General features: G+C 36.0%; 10 protein-coding genes, 1 tRNA gene and 3 rRNA genes. 5 read left to right on the top strand and 9 right to left on the bottom strand.

Annotation, left to right across the window (positions count from 1 at the left end; all coding sequences use genetic code 11):
• Positions 1-21: 21 nt before the first annotated feature.
• Together arfA and CLJU_RS00600 are read right to left on the bottom strand one after the other, a co-directional pair.
• Positions 22-1,554 (bottom strand): arabinosylfuranosidase ArfA, encoded by a 1,533-nt coding sequence (arfA, locus tag CLJU_RS00605; protein ID WP_013236818.1) that lies wholly within the window; start codon positions 1,552-1,554, stop codon positions 22-24.
• Between the two features lie 381 nt (positions 1,555-1,935).
• Positions 1,936-3,021, bottom strand: coding sequence for a GntR family transcriptional regulator (locus CLJU_RS00600; protein WP_013236817.1), 1,086 nt, complete (start codon positions 3,019-3,021; stop codon positions 1,936-1,938).
• A gap of 377 nt (positions 3,022-3,398) precedes the next feature.
• On the opposite strand from CLJU_RS00600, the gene CLJU_RS00595 reads away from it, so the two are divergent.
• The 4 genes from CLJU_RS00595 to CLJU_RS00580 all read left to right on the top strand — a co-directional run bounded on the left by CLJU_RS00595 (position 3,399) and on the right by CLJU_RS00580 (position 8,522).
• Positions 3,399-5,003, top strand: a complete 1,605-nt coding sequence (locus tag CLJU_RS00595; RefSeq protein ID WP_013236816.1) for a xylulokinase — start codon at positions 3,399-3,401, stop codon at positions 5,001-5,003.
• A 58-nt stretch (positions 5,004-5,061) separates the two neighbouring features.
• The gene (locus CLJU_RS00590; RefSeq protein ID WP_013236815.1) at positions 5,062-5,763 is read left to right on the top strand and encodes an L-ribulose-5-phosphate 4-epimerase; all 702 of its coding nucleotides are present in this window, start codon (positions 5,062-5,064) and stop codon (positions 5,761-5,763) included.
• 22 nt (positions 5,764-5,785) lie between these two features.
• Positions 5,786-7,252 carry an L-arabinose isomerase gene (gene araA, locus CLJU_RS00585; protein ID WP_013236814.1) on the top strand — a complete coding sequence of 489 codons (1,467 nt, stop codon included), beginning with the start codon at positions 5,786-5,788 and terminating at the stop codon, positions 7,250-7,252.
• A 235-nt stretch (positions 7,253-7,487) separates the two neighbouring features.
• Positions 7,488-8,522 (top strand): aldose epimerase family protein, encoded by a 1,035-nt coding sequence (locus CLJU_RS00580; protein WP_013236813.1) that lies wholly within the window; start codon positions 7,488-7,490, stop codon positions 8,520-8,522.
• Positions 8,523-8,631: 109 nt separating this feature from the next.
• Here the strand turns inward: CLJU_RS00580 and CLJU_RS00575 are convergent, their stop codons facing one another.
• The 6 genes from CLJU_RS00575 to CLJU_RS00550 form a co-directional block, all read right to left on the bottom strand.
• Positions 8,632-9,375 (bottom strand): peptidylprolyl isomerase, encoded by a 744-nt coding sequence (locus CLJU_RS00575; protein ID WP_013236812.1) that lies wholly within the window; start codon positions 9,373-9,375, stop codon positions 8,632-8,634.
• 105 nt (positions 9,376-9,480) lie between these two features.
• A tRNA-Phe gene (locus tag CLJU_RS00570) sits at positions 9,481-9,556 on the bottom strand.
• Positions 9,557-9,565: 9 nt separating this feature from the next.
• Positions 9,566-9,682, bottom strand: a 5S ribosomal RNA gene (gene rrf / locus CLJU_RS00565).
• Positions 9,683-9,791: 109 nt separating this feature from the next.
• A 23S ribosomal RNA gene (locus CLJU_RS00560) occupies positions 9,792-12,681 on the bottom strand.
• Positions 12,682-13,066: 385 nt separating this feature from the next.
• Positions 13,067-14,576: ribosomal RNA gene (locus tag CLJU_RS00555) — 16S ribosomal RNA — on the bottom strand.
• Together the 16S, 23S and 5S rRNA genes with 1 tRNA gene alongside form the textbook arrangement of a ribosomal RNA operon.
• 695 nt (positions 14,577-15,271) lie before the next feature.
• Entirely contained in the window at positions 15,272-16,417 is a 1,146-nt protein-coding gene (locus tag CLJU_RS00550) for a pyridoxal-phosphate-dependent aminotransferase family protein (protein ID WP_013236811.1), read from the bottom strand.
• Positions 16,418-16,610: 193 nt separating this feature from the next.
• On the opposite strand from CLJU_RS00550, the gene CLJU_RS00545 reads away from it, so the two are divergent.
• Positions 16,611-17,207: a uracil-DNA glycosylase gene (locus tag CLJU_RS00545; RefSeq protein ID WP_013236810.1), complete on the top strand. Its 597-nt coding sequence runs from the start codon at positions 16,611-16,613 to the stop codon at positions 17,205-17,207.
• Between the two features lie 115 nt (positions 17,208-17,322).
• Here CLJU_RS00545 and CLJU_RS00540 read toward each other — a convergent pair whose 3' ends face one another.
• The gene (locus tag CLJU_RS00540) at positions 17,323-18,282 is read right to left on the bottom strand and encodes a hydrolase (RefSeq protein ID WP_013236809.1); all 960 of its coding nucleotides are present in this window, start codon (positions 18,280-18,282) and stop codon (positions 17,323-17,325) included.
• Between the last annotated feature and the right edge of the window lie 22 nt (positions 18,283-18,304).

The raw sequence follows: 18,304 nt of genomic DNA, 5'->3' as shown, positions 1-18,304 counted from the left end.
TCCCTTCATAATTTATTGAAATTACTTTATAATTAAAACATTCCAAGAAAGCTTTGGAAGAACAACTTTCGTACCATCACAATTTGAAAGATCTTTTTCCTTTACAGTAACGTTATCAGGACTTTCAAATGTATTTCTAAGTTCTAAGTCATCTCCAGATAATACAAATTGCTTAGAGATTTTACGATCTCCAAATCCATTAAATTGAAGGTCTAATTCTGTGTCTTCATCCTGGTTACAATTTAATGCAAATACTCTAATTTCATCAGATTCTTTATCATAAACAGTAGCTGCTTCTACTAAAGGTAATTCACCAAAATCACATTTGTAGCTTGCACCATTAACAGATGGTTTAAGTACAGTTCCTCTACCATAATTACTAACCATACTAAATGGATAATAAGTCGACTGTTTTAAAACTCCTCCATTTCTCTGCGTTGTAATAGGTGCTATTACATTAATTAATTGTGCAAGACATGCAATCTTTACTCTATCAGCATTATTTATTAAAGTTATTGCAAGTCCACCAACTGTTAGTGCATCTAAAAGACTATATTTTTCCTCTAAGATTGCAGGAGCTTCTTCCCATTTCTCAGCTGAAGTTACTTCAAAAGTCGTCAGTCCCTGTAAGTCGTCGAGACTATCAAGTTTTATATCCTGGAAGTTCCATACATTCCATTCATCTAAACATATTTTTATATCTTTTTCTTCCTTATTTTTTGCCTTTACATAATCAAGAACTCTTTCTGTATTTTTTATATGGTCATCAAGTTGTTTATATGATGCAAGAAAATTTGACGTTCCTTGATTGGTATTCATATTATAATTATGAGTAGATATGTAATCAACATAAGGATAAAGTTCTTTAAGTACAATTCTATCCCAATCCATATAAGTAGGAAGCATTTCATAACTACTTCCACAAGCAACTAATTTAATATCTTTGTCTACCCATTTCATAAGTTTAGCAGCTTCACAAGCTTTTTTTGCATAGTCTTCTGCTGATAAGTGACCTGCTTGCCAGGTACCTTCCATTTCATTTCCAAGGCACCAATATTTTATATTATAAGGCTCCTTACTTCCATTTTTGATACGAAGATCACTCCAGTAAGTCCCGCCAGGATGATTACAATATTCTACAAGTTCAGCTGCACTTTTAACACTACCTGTTCCTAAATTAACTGCTATCATTGGTTCAATACCAGCTTTTTTTGCCCAACGACAAAAATCATCAATTCCAAATTGATTTGTTTCAACACTTGACCAAGCAAATTCCATTCTTTTAGGCCTGTTTTCCTTTGGTCCAATACCATCTTTCCAATCATAATTGGAAACAAAATTTCCGCCAGGGTAACGAACCAATCCCAATTTTAAATCTTTTATTACTTCCATAGCATCTGTTCTGAATCCATCTTCATCGGCCTTTTCATGCCCTGGTTCATAAATTCCACTATATACAGCCCTGCCTAAATGCTCAATAAATGAACTATATAAATTTTCATTAACATCTCCAATCTTAAAATGATTATCATAATAATAACTAACTTTTTTCATTTTATAACAATCTCCTTTCTTATAGATAAAATATAACTTAATATAACTTTTTAGAGAATTATAAATCTTTATAATCTGCAATAAATTATGATAGTACCTTTAAACCATATCACCGTACTCTTTCAAACATCATCGTAAGCCACTACATTACCAGGAGTATTTATACACTAACATTCCTCCTTTAATTTTATTTTTGAAAGCGATTACTTAAATTAATAATAATATTTGTTCGTACAAATGTCAACCTTATTTTATTTTTATAGGGATAAATCCCCGTATTTCTTAAAAATTTGATCATTTTATTAGTTTTTTTACAAAAAATGACCCTTATGTTATTCATAAGGATCATTTTGAAAATTTTATTTTATTATGTGCATAAATTTAAATTGATGCTGTAGAACTTCTAATAACAATTTCAGGTTCATATAATATTGAATCACATTCACTAAAATGATTATTATTATTAATTAATCTAATAATTAACTTAGCAGCATCTATTCCCATCTTTTCCTTTGGATGAGTTATTGATGTTAATTTCGGTTCCATAATTGTTGCCATTGGAGAATCATCAAATCCAATAATTGATAAATCTTCTGGAACCTTTAATTTTAGATCATATGCAATATTTAACACCATGTATGCAATTTCATCATTATAGCAAAATATACCCGTTGGACGTTTTTCCTGTTTTAAAACATTCTTTATCTTTTCAGGTAGTAGTGTATTTGTTTCCTCTGACAGATAGGTTAAAATTTTATCTTGCCTTAACAATACATTACTTTCCTGACATCCAGTAATAAAACCATTCATCCTGTGCACACCTTGTAGGTCATCTACCTTGAAAATACCAGCTATATTCTTATGTCCTAAAGTAATTAAATACTTTGCAGCTATATTGCCCCCCTTTAAATCATCTACACATAAGCTTGGTACTTTAACTTGAGAATAAGATGCATTTATCATAATAAAAGGAATATCTTGCTCTATTAAATTATTAAAATATCCCATGTTAGGACTTTGATATGCACTCTTTGTAGGCTCTACAATGAGTCCATCTATTTTGTGTGCTAATAAATTTTTTAAATTGCTGCTTTCAAGCATTATATTATTCTTCGTAGAAGATAATAAAAGGGAGTATGATTCATCATATAGTGTATCTTCAATTCCTCTAATTATATCAGGGAATATATAGTTGGAAATATATGTTGTAAGCACCCCAACATTCTTGTTGTTTGTCAAGTAAATTTCATTTTGTTTAAAATCAGATACATATATTCCACTTCCCTGCAATCTATACAAGTATTTCTCTGCCGCTAGATCACTTATTGCTCTCCTTATAGTATGTCTACTAACTTTAAATAGCTCCATAAGTTCCGATTCTGTTGGAATTTTTTCATGTGGTTTATATTTTTCATTAACTGCCCAGCTAATAATTTCTTCTTTTACTTTTTCATATTTATGTTTCATGTTTATCTCCTGCACAAAATAATAGTTTATTATATTACACCTCATATTATAATACATATCATATTATATTAAAGCATAAAAATATAAAAAGTAAAATAATTACAATCATCGAGCAATTTGTACTAATAAATTTACAAGTAAAATTAATATTTAATGATATAGCAATTGTTTGTGAAAAAGTAGTTATATTTGTTTAAAACGCTGTAATGAAACGCGATAATATCATCACTAAAAATAATTATTTAATAAGTAATTATCTAAATACATTTAAAATAAGTACGTATCTTTTTTTATATATTTATTGACATGTACGTATATAAATGATATATTTATCATAAAAAACCGTTTACTATTATTGTAAGGGGGAGGTAATTCTATTGACTATAAATAAGGATAGAGTAAAAGAAATTCAAAATGGTAAAACATCATTAGGAATAGAATTTGGTTCTACTCGTATTAAAGCTGTTCTTATTGGAAACGATTTTTCTCCATTAGCTAGTGGCAGCTTTGAATGGGAGACAAGCTTAAGAGATGGTATTTGGACCTATTCGCTAGAAGAAATCTGGAAAGGATTACAATATAGTTATCAAAAACTTTTTGCTGAGATAAAAGAAAAATATGGTGTAACACTTTCAAAAATTGGTTCAATTGGTTTTTCAGCAATGATGCATGGATATATGGCATTTGATAAACAAGGAAACCTACTTGTTCCATTTAGGACATGGCGTAATACCATGACAGAGGAAGCAGCCAAAAAGTTAACAGAATCATTTCACTTCAATATTCCTGAGAGATGGAGTATAGCTCATTTATATCAGGCTATTCTCCATAAAGAACCTCATATTGAAAAGCTTGATTTTATAACTACTTTAGCTGGTTATATTCATTGGGAATTAACAGGTAAAAAGGTTTTGGGTATTTGTGATGCATCAGGAATGTTTCCAATTGATATGAAAACTCATAATTACGATAAACATATGTTAGAAACATTCAATCATTTGCCAGAAGTTGAAAAGTATTCATTGAATGTAGAGAAGCTTCTACCAAAAGTCTTACTAGCCGGAGAAAATGCTGGCGTCTTAACTCCAGAAGGAGCCAATAAACTTGATGTAAGTGGAAATCTTCAAAGTGGTATTCCACTATGTCCACCTGAAGGAGATGCAGGTACAGGAATGGTTGCTACAAATTCAGTTGCACCACGTACAGGAAATATCTCTGCAGGCACATCAATTTTTGCAATGGTCGTCCTTGAGAATCCACTTAAGAATGTTCATCCAGAGATTGATATGGTAACAACACCTACAGGAGACTTAGTTGGAATGGTTCATGCAAATAATGGTTATTCTGATATAGACGCATGGATTAATATCTTTCATGAATTTGCCGAAGCAATAAATGTCAACATTCCAAGAGATCTTCTTTATATGGGACTCTATACTCAAGCATTTCTAGGTGACCCTGATTGTGGAGGAATTCTTGCATATAACTATTTTGCAGGCGAAAATATCACAGGTGTTCCGGAAGGTAGACCTCTAATTGTACGAAAACCAAAAAGTAATTTTAATCTACCAAACTTTATGAAAGCACATCTCTTTACTTCATTAGGAGCCTTGAAAATTGGAATGGACATTCTCCTAAAAGATGAAGGCGTAAAGCTTGATAAGTTACTTGGTCATGGTGGATTATTCAAGACACCTATTGTAGGACAAGAAGCAGTTGCAGCTGCAGTAAATACACCAGTATCAGTTATGGAAACTGCAGGTGAAGGCGGTGCATGGGGAATTGCACTATTAGCTAGTTATTTGAATAATAAAGAAAGTAACTCCACGCTAGCAGAATTTTTATCAAAAAAAGTTTTTGCTGGTTATGTAGCTGATGAAGTAAAACCTGAAGCAAAAGACGTTAAAGGTTTTGAACAATTTATGAAACGTTATAAAAATGGAATTCCTATTGAACAAGCTGCAGTAGATTATTTAATCTAGATGAATAAGTTAAAAACAACTAAGATAATTTATCTTATTAGTGAAAGAAGGTTAGCTCATGTTAGAAGATTTAAAAGAAAAAGTGCTCGAGGCTAATTTGATGTTGCCAAAATACCATATGGTAACATTTACATGGGGCAACGTAAGTGGAATTGATCGCAGTCAGAGTCTTGTAGTTATTAAACCTAGTGGTGTTGAATATACAAAAATGAAAGCAAGTGATATGGTCGTTGTAGATCTTAATGGGAAAGTAATTGAAGGAGATTTAAATCCGTCAAGTGATACAGCAACTCACTTAGTATTATATAGAAACTTCCCTGACATCTTAGGCATTGTACACACACATTCTCCTTGGGCCGTGTCTTTTGCTCAAGCAGGTATTTGCATTCCTGCAGCTGGTACTACACATGGCGATTATTTCTACGGAGATATTCCTGTAACACCAAAGATGACTAAAGATGAAATAGTGACAGATTATGAGAAGCAGACAGGAGATGTAATTGTTAGAACATTCAAGGACAATAGTATTAATCCAAATGATATACCTGGAGTTCTTGTAAATGATCATGGTCCATTTACTTGGGGAACCGATCCTAAAAATGCAGTTCATAATGCAGTCGTATTGGAAGAGGTTGCAAAAATTACATATCATTCCTTACAATTAAATCCCCATAATATTAGAATGGATCAAGTTTTATTAGATAAGCATTTTAAACGCAAACACGGAAAAAATGCATACTATGGTCAAAATAATAAATAAAAACAAGGAAAGAGGGTCAATTATGCTAAAAAATAAAGAAATGGAATTTTGGTTTATTGTAGGCAGCCAACATTTATATGGTGAAGAGGCACTATCAGAAGTAAAAGAACATTCTATGGAAATTGCAGATGCTTTAAATAAGAGTGGCAAATTACCTTATCCTATTGTATTTAAATCTCTTGCAACTTCTGCGAGCCAAATAACAAAACTTATGAAGGAAGTAAACTACAATGATAATGTAGCTGGTGTTATTACATGGATGCACACATTCTCACCAGCTAAAATGTGGATTGCTGGTACTAAATTATTACAAAAACCATTACTTCATCTAGCAACACAATTTTACGAACATATTCCTTGGAAAACAATTGATATGGATTATATGAACTTACATCAAAGTGCTCATGGTGATAGAGAATATGGTTTTATTAATGCTAGATTAAAGAAACATAATAAAATTGTTGTAGGACATTGGAAAAAAGAAAATGTTCAAAAACAAATTGCTGATTGGATGAACGTAGCCGCAGGTTATATCTTAAGTCAAGACATCAAAGTTGCACGTTTTGGTGATAATATGCGTAATGTTGCTGTTACTGAAGGTGATAAGATTGAAGCTCAAATTCAGTTTGGATGGACAGTAGATTATTTTGGTATTGGTGATTTAGTTGCTGAAATGAATAAAGTTTCCCAAAAAGACATTGATGATACTTATGAAGAATTTAAAAAGATTTATATTATGGATGTAGGAGAAAATGACCCTAAATTCTATGAGAATCAAGTAAAAGAACAAATTAAAATTGAAATTGGACTTCGTCACTTCTTAGAAGCAGGAGGCTATACTGCATTTACAACAAATTTCGAAGATTTATATGGTATGAAACAGTTACCTGGACTTGCAGTTCAGCGTTTAAATGCTGAAGGATATGGCTTTGCAGGAGAAGGTGATTGGAAAACTGCTGCTTTAAGTAGACTTATAAAAATCATGACAAACAATAAAAAGACAGGATTTATGGAAGATTATACTTATGAATTAAGTGAAGGTAATGAGGAAATCTTAGGCGCTCATATGTTGGAGGTTGATCCAACATTTGCATCTGATAAACCTAGAGTTGTGGTAAAACCCTTAGGAATAGGTGATCGTGAAGATCCTGCACGTTTGATATTCAATGGATCTACTGGTAAAGGTACTTCAATGACAATGCTAGATCTTGGAACACATTATCGTTTGATAATCAGTGAAGTAAATGCTGTAGAACCTGCAGAGGATACTCCTGAACTCCCTGTAGCTAAGATGGTATGGAAACCTGAACCAAACTTTGCTGATGGTGTAAAAGCCTGGATTTATGCTGGTGGTGGTCATCATACTGTTCTTACTCTAGGATTAACAGTTGAACAAGTATATGATTGGGCCCGCATGGTTAATTTAGAATCAATTATTATAGATCATAATACAAATTTAAGAGATGTTATAAGAGAAACTACAAAATAATTAATTATATAAAGGTATGCTTATTATTTAATATTATCATAACACAAATAATTAAGCATACCTAAATTTTTTATCTTATAAACAGAGTTCTAAGCATCAGACGGTGTTTTAACTCCGCCTGATGCTTAGAAATCGTTATCCAGAGACGTAGCTGATCTTTACTCCCACTTGGAAAAGTGTGAGTATTAGAGCAGGTAGTCATCGGATAAAATTAAATATTAAAGGAGTATATAAAATGATAGAAAAAAGTGTTTTTGGTTCTTTCAAAGGAAACAAAATTTATAAATATACAATGACTAACAAACATGGTATGAAAGTTTCCTGTATCTCACACGGAGCTACTTTAACAGAAATTATTGTACCCGATAAGTTAGGCAACTTTTCAAACGTTTTATTAGGCTTTGACAACTTAGATAGTTATATAAAAGATAGAAAGATGTTTCTAGGAGCAGCTATCGGACCAGTAGCTGGTCGCATAGCTAATGGCTCTTTTAAAATTAAAGGTATCTCCTATAACGTTCCTAAAAATGAAGGTGAAAATACACTTCATGGTGGCACTTATGGGTTCAATTCTCTTATATGGAATAGTAGCACAGAAGACTCTGAAGAAGCCACTAGTGTACTTTTTCATAGGACTATATCTCCCGACGAAGATGGATTTCCTGGGACATTAAATGTAGAGGTTAAATATACACTTAATAACAATAATGATTTATTAATCACTTTTAGTGGATTAAGCAATAAAGATGCACTTTTTAATCCTACAGTACATTCATACTTCAACTTAAATAATGACATTACAAAGTTGTTCTCAGGTCATACACTACAAATTAATGCATCCCATTATGCTGAAATTAATGAAGCCTTATTACCAACTGGTACTTTAAAAGAAGTTTCTGGAACACCTTTTGATTTCCAGCAGCCTAAAAATTTGGAAGATGCAATTAAATATTTGCAAACTGAATCGGGCCTCAATGGCTTTGACCATCCCTTTAATGTAAATGGTAAAAATATTGCTACTTTAATTAATCATGATACATGTAGGCGTTTAGACATTGAATCAGATCGTAATGCTCTAATCGTTTATACTCTTAATATTAAAGATGACACTTGGAAAGTGCAAAATCAAAAATTAGTTTCCAATATGGGAATAGCTTTGGAACCGCAGACATTACCTGATGCAATTCATTATAAAAATTTCGGTGACATTATATTACCTGCAAATAAAAGAAAATGCTATAATATTAAATACCATTTTAGTTTAATTTGAAATAAATTTCCATTAAATTTCAAAAAGTTACATAAAATAATGGACATAGGTTTTGTTTTTACACAAACCTATGTCCATTATTACCTTGGCATTTTTATTGCAATATGTATTACTTCATTTCAACTTTATATTTACTTCTCAATTCTTTATTAAATTTTGAATACTCATATTTCTGTCTTTCCTGTAATAATCCATTCTTAATAGCGTTCTTTACTTCATCATAAGATGCTATAGAAGGTTCTATTTTCTCTTCCACTTTTATAAGGTGGTATCCAAATTGAGTTTTTACAGGTTCACTAACTACATCTATATCTAAACTAAATGCAGCGTTCTCAAATTCTGGAACCATTTGTCCTCTAGCAAATTCACCTAAACTGCCACCTTGAGCCTTAGATGGACAAGTTGAATATTTTTGTGCAGCTTCTTCAAAAGGCATACCTTCTGAGATCTCTTTTGAAATTTTCTTAGCTTTTTCTATACTATCTACTAATATATGCTTTGCTTTTAATCTTTCAGGCTTTTTATACATATCTTTATTGGCTTCATAATAATCCTGACTTTCTTTATCAGTTACATTAACCTTATTCATAACTTTAGATATAGCTATTTGAGTTAATATTTCTTTTTTAGCAGATTCCAGCATCTTTAAATACTCATCATCTTTTTCTAAGTTTTCATCTTTAGCGTAACTATATGCTAATTCAAAAAATACCATCTCATTAAGTAAATATTTCTTACCTTCAGCTGTATTTAATTGATTTCTCTTATCTTGTGGAAATCTATTAATTGCTTCTTTAAGATCGCTTTCTTTTATTTCCATTCCATTTACAATTGCTAACACATTATTTTGCATATAAGTTTCTCCTTAATATTTTTATATTTTATACTTAATTATTACATAGTTCAATTATTTTTTCTATATAAAATAAAAAAAGTTTCAGATTATATCTGAAACTTTTGGTGGCCAGACCAGGAATCGAACCAGGGACACGAGGATTTTCAGTCCTCTGCTCTACCGACTGAGCTATCTGGCCAAAAAACTTACCTGGCAGCGACCTATTCTCCCACAGAGCCTCCCCTGCAGTACCATCGGCACCCTGAAGCTTAACCTTCCTGTTCGGTATGGAAAGGGGTGTTACCTTCACGTCATTACCACCAGATTATCATCGAAAATTGCTATTTCTATCAATTTTCTTTTATATTAATTTTTAAAGAGAACCTTCTGTCCTCTCAAAATTGCACAGTAAACTTTTTTTCTTTCGTTTTTATTTGGTCAAGCCCTCGACCTATTAGTATCAGTCAGCTTAACAGGTTGCCCTGCTTACACCTCTGACCTATCTCCTCGTGTTCTTCGAGGGGTCTTACTAGCTTACGCTATGGGAAATCTTATCTTGAGGTGGGCTTCACACTTAGATGCTTTCAGCGTTTATCCCTTCCCAACTTGGCTACCCAGCTATGCTCCTGGCGGAACAACTGGTTCACCAGCGGTCGGTCCATCCCGGTCCTCTCGTACTAAGGACAGCTCCTCTCAAATTTCCTGCGCCCGCGACGGATAGGGACCGAACTGTCTCACGACGTTCTGAACCCAGCTCGCGTGCCGCTTTAATGGGCGAACAGCCCAACCCTTGGGACCTACTTCAGCCCCAGGATGCGACGAGCCGACATCGAGGTGCCAAACCTCCCCGTCGATGTGAACTCTTGGGGGAGATCAGCCTGTTATCCCCGAGGTAGCTTTTATCCGTTGAGCGATGGCCCTCCCACGAGGTACCACCGGATCACTAAGCCCGACTTTCGTCCCTGCTCCACCTGTTTGTGTCGCAGTCAAGCTCCCTTCTGCCTTTGCACTCTTCGAAGAATTTCTAACCCTTCTGAGGGAACCTTTGTACGCCTCCGTTACTTTTTAGGAGGCGACCGCCCCAGTCAAACTGCCCGCCTAACATTGTCCCGTCTCCAGTTTCATGGAGCCCGGTTAGAATCCCAGTACTATCAGGGTGGTATCCCAACATCGACTCGGTAATGGCTGGCGCCACTACTTCCTAGTCTCCCACCTATCCTGTACAGACAATACCGAAATTCAGTGCTAAACTGCAGTAAAGCTCTACGGGGTCTTTCCGTCCAATCGCGGGTAGCAAGCATCTTCACTTGCACTTCAATTTCGCCGGATTTGTTGTCGAGACAGTGCTCAAATCATTACGCCATTCGTGCGGGTCGGAACTTACCCGACAAGGAATTTCGCTACCTTAGGACCGTTATAGTTACGGCCGCCGTTTACTGGGGCTTAAGTTCTGACCTTCGCTTGCGCTAAGTCTTCCCCTTAACCTTCCAGCACCGGGCAGGCGTCAGCTCCTATACTTCAGCTTTCGCTTTAGCAGAAACCTGTGTTTTTGATAAACAGTTGCTTGAGCCTTTTCTCTGCGGCCACTTGCGTGGCTCCCCTTCTCCCTAAGTTACGGGGTTAATTTGCCTAGTTCCTTAACAACAATTCTTCCGATGGTCTTAGGATTCTCTCCTCACCTACCTGTGTCGGTTTGCGGTACGGGCACATAAAAACTCCATAGAGACTTTTCTCGGCAGCGTGAAATCAGGTACTTCCCCTTGCGGGTTCCCCATAACACCTCATCATTGATATACCGGATTTTCCTGGTATACCTGACTCGATGCTTAGACATACATCCATTTGTATGCACACCTTATCCTCCTGCGTCATCCCTTTTGTCAAACGCTTTTATGCGGTATCGGAATTTCAACCGATTGTCCATCACCTACGCCTTTCGGCCTCGGCTTAGGTCCCGACTTACCCTGGGCGGACGAACCTTCCCCAGGAAACCTTAGGTTTTCGACCAATAAGATTCTCACTTATTTCTCGCTACTTATGCCAGCATTCTCTCTCCTGTACAATCCACCGTTCCTTCCGGTACGACTTCTACTCATACAGGATGCTCCTCTACCACTCTTTCGAGTCCACAGCTTCGGTGGTAAGTTTTAGCCCCGGACATTTTCGGCGCATGATCTCTTGACTAGTGAGCTATTACGCACTCTTTAAATGAGTGGCTGCTTCTGAGCCAACATCCTAGTTGTCTTAGAAATCACACATCCTTTCCCACTTAACTTACACTTTGGGACCTTAGCTGGTGGTCTGGGCTGTTTCCCTTTTGACCACGGATCTTATCATTCGCAGTCTGACTGCCGGAATTCAAGTATATGGCATTCGGAGTTTGATAAGGTTCAGTAACTGTTGTCAGCCCCTACCCCATTCAGTGCTCTACCTCCATTACTCATTTCCGACGCTAGCCCTAAAGCTATTTCGAGGAGAACCAGCTATCTCCGAGTTCGATTGGAATTTCTCCGCTATCCACAGCTCATCCCATGGTTTTTCAACACCAACGTGGTTCGGTCCTCCACGGAATTTTACTTCCGCTTCAACCTGGCCATGGATAGGTCACTCGGTTTCGGGTCTACAACATACAACTTTTCGCCCTTTTCAGACTCGGTTTCCCTCCGGCTCCGTACCTTAAGTACTTAACCTTGCTGCATATCGTAACTCGCTGGCTCGTTCTACAAAAAGCACGCCGTCGTACTTTACGTACTTCGACTGTTTGTGGACACACGGTTTCAGGTTCTATTTCACTCCCCTCCCGGGGTTCTTTTCACCTTTCCCTCACGGTACTCCTTCTCTATCGGTCACCAGGTAGTATTTAGCCTTGGGAGGTGGTCCTCCCTGTTTCCCACAAGGTTTCTCGTGTCTCGTGGTACTCTGGATTAGATCTGACTGCTCTTTGTTTTCATTTACAGGGCTTTTACCTTCTCCGGCGGAGCCTTCCAGCTCTCTTCAATTAACACTTCACAGTTTTTATGACCTATCCGCAACCCCAGGAACAAGTTCCTGGTTTGGGCTCTTTCCCTTTCGCTCGCCGCTACTTAGGAAATCGATGTTTCTTTCTCTTCCTCCGGGTACTTAGATGTTTCAGTTCCCCGGGTTTGCCTCTACAAACCTATGTATTCAGTTTGCAGTACCTAGCGTTGTCTAGGTGGGTTTCCCCATTCGGATATCTCTGGTTCTCTGGCTATTTGCGCCTACCCAGAGCTTTTCGCAGCTTATCGCGTCCTTCTTAGGCTCCTGGTGCCAAGGCATCCTCCATGCGCCCTTTGTAGCTTGACCTTTCATTATCGAAAATTGCTATTAACTTCGCAATACTGCGTCAAAACTTTCATTCCGGTGCTCATTTACACTAGTAAACTCCGCTCCTCATTCAAGTTTTTCCTTGTCTTGCTTGTTACTATCAATTTTCTTAGTTTCATGTATCATCTTAAATCTTTAAAATGACATACATCTACTACAAAGGTTATATCATAACCTTAGCTTTACTTTATTTCTTATTTACTGTGCAATTTTCAAAGGACAATTTTTCAATTTACATTCCTAATTGCTTGTAAACTGAAAGAAGAATCTATCTGATCCTTCAAAATTAAACAGAGTAGACTTTCTAACTTACTTAAACCATCAATTTATAAGATAGATTATACTCTATCTTTCGACTCCCTAGAAAGGAGGTGATCCAGCCGCAGGTTCTCCTACGGCTACCTTGTTACGACTTCACCCCAATTACTAACCCCACCTTCGGCCGCGTCCTCCTAAGTTAGACTACGGACTTCGGGTGTTGCCAGCTCTCATGGTGTGACGGGCGGTGTGTACAAGGCCCGGGAACGTATTCACCGCGACATTCTGATTCGCGATTACTAGCAACTCCAACTTCATGTAGGCGAGTTTCAGCCTGCAATCCGAACTGGGGGCAGTTTTTGAGGTTTGCTCCACCTTGCGGTCTTGCTTCTCTCTGTACTGCCCATTGTAGCACGTGTGTTGCCCTGGACATAAGGGGCATGATGATTTGACGTCATCCCCACCTTCCTCCGCGTTAACCGCGGCAGTCTTGCTAGAGTGCTCAACTAAATGTTAGCAACTAACAACAGGGGTTGCGCTCGTTGCAGGACTTAACCTAACATCTCACGACACGAGCTGACGACAACCATGCACCACCTGTATCCCTGCCCCGAAGGGCTTCTCTTATCTCTAAGATATTCAGGGTATGTCAAGTCCAGGTAAGGTTCTTCGCGTTGCTTCGAATTAAACCACATGCTCCGCTGCTTGTGCGGGCCCCCGTCAATTCCTTTGAGTTTTAATCTTGCGATCGTACTTCCCAGGCGGAGTACTTATTGTGTTTACTGCGGCACAGAAGGGGTCGATACCTCCTACACCTAGTACTCATCGTTTACGGCGTGGACTACCAGGGTATCTAATCCTGTTTGCTACCCACGCTTTCGTGCCTCAGCGTCAGTTACGGTCCAGAGAATCGCCTTCGCCACTGGTGTTCTTCCTAATCTCTACGCATTTCACCGCTACACTAGGAATTCCATTCTCCTCTCCCGCACTCTAGATATCCAGTTTGAAATGCAGTGCCCGGGTTAAGCCCGGGTATTTCACATCTCACTTAAATATCCGCCTACGCACTCTTTACGCCCAGTAATTCCGGACAACGCTCGCCACCTACGTATTACCGCGGCTGCTGGCACGTAGTTAGCCGTGGCTTCCTCCTTGGGTACCGTCATTATCGTCCCCAAAGACAGAGCTTTACAATCCGAAAACCTTCTTCACTCACGCGGCGTTGCTGCATCAGGCTTTCGCCCATTGTGCAATATTCCCCACTGCTGCCTCCCGTAGGAGTCTGGACCGTCTCTCAGTTCCAATGTGGCCGATCACCCTCTCAGGTCGGCTACGCATCGTCGCCTTGGTAGGCCGTTACCCTACCAACTAGCTAATGCGCCGCGGGTCCATCTCAAAGCGGATTACTCCTTTAAATCAGTCTCCATGTGAAAACCGATTATTATGCGGTATTAATCTCCCTTTCGGGAGGCTATCCCCCTCTTTGAGGTAGGTTACCCACGTGTTACTCACCCGTCCGCCGCTAATCCACTCCCGAAGGAGCTTCATCGCTCGACTTGCATGTGTTAAGCACGCCGCCAGCGTTCGTCCTGAGCCAGGATCAAACTCTTAATTTAAAAGTTTGTATTGACTCTTCTTATTACGAAATTACTTTTTTAGCTGCTTTCGCAGCTCAAAAGAATTGCTGGTTTATTCTAAATAAGTTGTACTTATATCTTCCTCTGTTTAATTTTCAAGGATCATTTTGCTGTCTCACTTCGACAGCTTTTATAGTATATCATCTATTTCTTACTTTGTCAACATCTTTTTTTCAAAACGTAATTTTGAATTGCACGAGACATTACAATTGATATTCTCAAATTAATATCTTCGCTTGATGACGACAGTTGCTATTCTAACACATTACGTATATGCATAATTCAAAAATATCACCATTATATAAAATTATCTTATAATATATACACCATAATACTTATTCCTTAAGTATTCTTATACTGACACACTAGGTTATGTTGTTTTTTTAATATAAACAGAGTTCTTTGCGTCAGATGGAGTTTTGACTCCACCTGATGCTTAGAAATCGTTATCCAGGTACGTAGCTGCTCTTTACTCCCACTTGGAGAAGTGGGAGTATTAGAGCAGGTAGTCATCGGATAACAAAATAACCAGAACTCTCGGTATCAGACACCTAATGCTTATTAACAGCCTTCCTAACTTTTTAGAACTTAGAGTACATTATCCAAATATGTAGCCTATCTAATGCTCCCACCTAAACAAGATAGGAGCCACCAGATAAAATTATCATTTTTTATTATTCAAGGCTTTTAGCATTCTTTAAAAAGCAATTAGCCATATCACACTGACAGTAAAATTGAAAGTTTTCTAGAGATTTTTGCAAAGCATATAAAGTATAACTCACCATATCTTTTTTTGCATTTTCACCCATATGTCCTATTCTTACTACTCTCCCTTGTAAGTATCCAAAAGATCCTGCTATTAAAACATTGAAATTATCTACCATATATTTTCTAAGCTTAGATTCATCTATTCCTTCTGGGACTTCAATAGCTGTAACTGTATTTGAATATCCATTTTCATTATAAAGGCTTAATCCTGCCTCTTTAACTGCTATCCTAACACTTTTACCTATTTCCCTATGTCTTTTCAAAATATCTTTATCTTTTAAAATATTATCCACCGCTACTTTAAGTCCAACTATATCACTTATAGGAGGCGTATATGGAAACCACTTTTTCTCATAGTAATTTTCCCAGGCTAGCAAATTACAATAAAAAGACCTTATTGGTTTTTTCCTATTTCTCATAACTTCAAAGGCATCTTGACTTATACTTAATATTGTAAGTCCTGGAGGTGCAGAAATACACTTTTGTGATCCACCTACCACTATATCTATATTCCAATTATCTACTTCTAACTTTTCTCCTCCCATAGCAGATACACTATCTACTACAGTTAATATTCCTTTTTCTTTAAGCATAGGACATATTTTTGATATGTTATTTAACATTCCTGAAGGGGTATCGCAATGGACAACTGTAGCATACTTAAACTTACTATCTTTATCTAAAAATTTCTTCAGTTCATCCACATCTATTTCCCTTTTTCTATTTCCTTTAAAAAACACTACTTCTCCGTCATAAAGTTTTACAAAATCAGCAAACCCTTCACCATATATGCCATTATCAATTACAAGTACTCTATCTCCTTCTTCTGTAAGAGAAGCACAAGCTGCTTCAAGACCAAGTATTCCTTCCCCGCTTAATATTCTAACCTGATTTTTAGTATTTAAAAATTTAGCTATATCTTCACAGGTATCTTTATAAAAATCATAAAATTGAATATCTAAGTCAGGATTTGTACATCTTTCACTTCTGGCAAACCTAACATTATCTCTAACTTCTGTAGGCCCAGGCGTCATTATATATGGAGCTTCCATAAAAATCACCTCTTAAACAATTTTAGTTAGAATTATATCATCGACTATATACTTTTCAAAATGTATGCATACAATTTGAAAATACACACATTATATCAATAATTTAACCTATACTTAATTCAAAATGCATTTAAAAGCTCTTTATATGCTAAAATATAATTGACGTTGATAGTTTAAAGGAGGGACTTCTTTTATGAATGCTAAAGAAGAGCTTATAGAAAAAATCAAAAAAATATGTGATGGATATGATGAAACGCCTACTGGCGGATACATTTTTGGTGATGGGCCTATTCCTTGTAATATATTATTCATAGGTGAAGCTCCAGGCAAAACGGAGGTAGAACAAGGTAAACCTTTTGTTGGAATGGCAGGAAAGACCTTTGGAAGTTATCTAAACTCCATAGGTTTACAAAGAGATAATATTAGAATAACTAACACTTGCTTTTTAAGACCAATAAAAATAAATCAAGGGAAAAATGGGAGAAAAACTATAAGTAACAGGCCTCCTAAAACTTCTGAAATTGAACTATTTAAAGATATACTAAATAGAGAAATTGAGCTAGTTAATCCTAAAATAATTGTAACTTTAGGAAATACTCCTTTAAAAAGATTTACTAAATTTAACTCTATAGGTGAATGCCACGGTAAAATCTATTTTAATGAAGATTTGAAAAAGGATATATTCCCTATGTATCATCCATCTGCATTAACTTATAATAGAAATGATTCTTTCAAACTTATGTATGAAAATGACTGGAAAAAATTAAAGAACACTCTAAATAGTATTTAAGGTTCCCTTTTACTAATTATATATTGTAAAAACTCTATAAAAATAGCTTCTATGATGATTTATCATAGAAGCTATTTTTATAAATGGCGTATCTTTATAAGATAGATTCTTTTTATTATATTATTTCTTTAAAGTTTTCCAGTTGCTTTAATAATTTTATAGTATCTTCTATATCATTTATTGATACCATTTCAGATGTGGAATACTTGTATCTACATGGTACTGCAATTTCTCCGGTTCTTATTCCAATTCTCTCTTTATGCACTAATTCCCCTTCAGATTTACCTGTACTTATGCTGTATTGTAAATTTATTTCTGATCTCTTAGCACAATTTTCTAACATCTCTTTTATATCTTTATGCATTATAAGTGAACTATCCATAATTTTAATTACTGGTCCTTCATCTATATTTATGTTGTTTTTTCTTTCCTCCGCATTTGTGGCATTTTCAGTACCAACTATTATACAATAATCAGGGTTTATATTATTTGCAGCAATTCTAGCACCTATTCCTCCTATTTCACCTTGTGATGCAAATACAAAATCAAGCTCTGCATTTTCTACTTTTACATATTCTATAAGCTTTAAAAGTATATAACATCCTACCTTATTATGTAAAAGTGGGCTTATAACATTGTTGTCACCTACACTTAAATACGGTCCTACAAGGGATGCCATATCACCTTCATTTACCTTTTTTAAAGCATCTTCCCTTTCATTCACGCCTATATCTACAAATTCGCCTTCGTGAGAAGTATATATTTTTCCTAAGGTTCCATTATCAAACCTTATAAAACTATGGGATATATCTTCCTTTTTAAAATTTCCTATGTTGTCCACCCTTATCATGCCATCATCGTCTATATGGTTTACTATAAATCCTACAGAATCCATATGAGTACACAGCATTATTTTAGTTTCACCAGAACCTAATTTTACTATTACATTACCTATATCATCTTCATACATATCTTGATTAATTTCATTTAAACGTTCCTTTATTACTTCCCTCACTTCATCTTCTTTACCACTAACTCCAAAAGAATTGATTAATTTTATTAGAAGTTTATCCATAAAAATTTCACCCCTCAATATT

Source organism: Clostridium ljungdahlii DSM 13528 (genome assembly GCF_000143685.1).
Lineage (GTDB): Bacteria > Bacillota > Clostridia > Clostridiales > Clostridiaceae > Clostridium_B > Clostridium_B ljungdahlii.
This window is presented reverse-complemented; position numbering and strand designations above follow the sequence as displayed.